Raw genomic sequence first — 1955 nt, forward strand, 5'->3', positions numbered from 1 at the left:
CACCGGAGCCTCGGGCTCCGGCCGGGGCCCCTCGGGTTCGGTGGTCTCCGGCACCGGTTCGGGCTCGGGTTCGACCGTCCGCTTCCGGGTCGTCGACGGCGCGGGCGCGCCGCCCCCGTCGCCGTCATCGGGCGTCGCGGCGGGCCGCGGGGCGGCCGGAACGGACTCCGCGGCCCTGGGCGGCGGATCCTCCGCGGAGAACAGGTCCTTGCCGGCCGCCACCGCACCGATGATGGTGGCGATGACGCCGACGACGACCAGCACCGGGTGCTCGGCCAGTTTTCTCTGCCCACCACTCAAAGCGGCCTCTTCCTCCCCGGCCCCGGCTCAGCCTCACGACCACCGGGGCGACGCTGTGCGCTGCCGACCTTAACGCTCCGTGGTCCGCCCCGACGGGCGAACGCGGAAGGCGAAACGCCGCGACCGAGTGGCCTGAAGAGGTGTTCGCTTCCCCCGGGACCGCCCGCCTACGCGGAACCCGCCGTCAGCAGGGATTCGCCCACCGCCGTGCGGGCGTAGAGGACCGAGCGGCCTGCGCGGTGGGCGCTGACCAGGCCCGCGTCCCGCAGGGCCGTCAGGTACTGGGACACCGCCGCCGGGGAGAGCCCCGTGCGGGCGGCCAGTTCCGTGGTGGAGGCCGGGGCGTCCAGCTCCGCCAGCAGCCGGGCCCGCGAGCGGCCGAGCACGGCGGCCAGCGCCGCCGTCCCGACGGCCGGTCGCGGCGCCCACAGGGAGCCGGTTCCCCGCGCCGGATAGGCCAGTTGGGGCGGCTCGGGCAGCGCCACCCGGGTCAGCGGCACCGGCCCGGTGAAGGCCGAGGGGATCAGCACCAGCCCGGCCCCCGCCGTCCTGCGCGACAGGGACCGCTCCCGCAGCGCCAGCCGCAGCGCGTTGTCGGACCAGCTCATCGAGGCGTGCAGGTCGTTGAAGAGCCGGGCCGCGCCCTGCTCGGCGACCTGCCGGGAGCGGTGGAAGACGTCCGCGTCGAGCACGGCCCGGATCCGCGCCCAGTAGGGGGCCAGCGCGAGCTCCCAGTAGCCCTCGATCTCCTCCGCGACCCGGACCAGCCGCCCGGGCGGGTCGGCGTACAGGGCCCGTGACCGGGGGCCGAGCCGCCCCTGTTCCCGGGCCAGGCGGTCGAGGTCCCGGCGTACGGCGGCGGCGGGCGCGGCCCTGATGCGGGCCAGTTCCTGCGCCAGGGTGGGCGCGGGCCCTTCGGGGGCCGGGTTCAGGAAGTCCGGTACGAAGCCGCGCGGCGGGACCAGCTCCGCCAGCCAGCCCCGGTCGAGCCCGGCGGCCGTCAGCCGCGCCCCCACCTGGGCGGTCCACGGGCCGTGCACGGGATGGGCCGCGCCCGACCTCAGCAGCCGCATGCTGGTGCCGACCTCCCACATCGGGGAGACGGCGAACCGCATCTGCGCCAGGTCACCGGCCGAGAACACCAGCCTGACCGGCCCGACCGGGTTGTCGAACCGCACCAGAACGACCATCCCTCCCCGGGGATTCACGCATGTACGAATCCGTGGCGGTGAGCGTACCGGCCGGTGGATCATTCCGGCATGACTACGGAAACGATCAACGCGGCGGCATCGGGCACCTGGAAGCTCGGTGACCTCGCCGTCAACCGCATCGGCTTCGGGGCGATGCGCATCACGCAGACCGGGCCGGCGCTCCAGGCCGACGCCGCCTCCAGCGGGCGGGACCGGGCCATCGCCGTCCTGCGCCGCGCGGTCGCACTCGGCGTCAACCACATCGACACCGCCGCCTTCTACTTCTCCCCGCTCCGCTCCGCCAACGAGCTGATCAACAGCGCGCTGGGCGGCCCCTACCCGGACGACCTCGTCATCGCCACCAAGGTCGGGCCCGCCCGCGACGCGTCGGGGGAGTGGGCGGACCACGCCGGGCCCGGCGACCTGCGCGGCCAGGTCGAGGAGAACCTCCGCCAGCTCGGCCGC

Annotated in this window: 2 protein-coding genes and 1 pseudogene; 1 reads left to right on the forward strand and 2 read right to left on the reverse strand. The window is 75.6% G+C overall.

The window, feature by feature from the left end; translation table 11 throughout:
- A pseudogene (locus tag ACFV0Q_RS41085) lies at positions 1-300 on the reverse strand (hypothetical protein); the annotation flags it as partial.
- Positions 301-467: 167 nt separating this feature from the next.
- The gene (locus ACFV0Q_RS41090) at positions 468-1490 is read right to left on the reverse strand and encodes a helix-turn-helix domain-containing protein (RefSeq protein WP_385013168.1); all 1023 of its coding nucleotides are present in this window, start codon (positions 1488-1490) and stop codon (positions 468-470) included.
- Positions 1491-1559: 69 nt separating this feature from the next.
- On the opposite strand from ACFV0Q_RS41090, the gene ACFV0Q_RS41095 reads away from it, so the two are divergent.
- On the forward strand, positions 1560-1955 hold a 396-nt coding region (locus tag ACFV0Q_RS41095), incomplete at its 3' end, for an aldo/keto reductase (RefSeq protein ID WP_385013170.1).

The sequence above is a fragment of the Streptomyces sp. NPDC059564 genome, assembly GCF_042735575.1.
Classification (GTDB): Bacteria; Actinomycetota; Actinomycetes; order Streptomycetales; family Streptomycetaceae; genus Streptomyces.

What these genes read in the sequence shown, in the direction of transcription:
- ACFV0Q_RS41090 (WP_385013168.1), bottom strand. Translation starts at nt 1,490, where the DNA reads ATGGTCGTTCTGGTGCGGTTCGACAACCCGGTCGGGCCGGTCAGGCTG.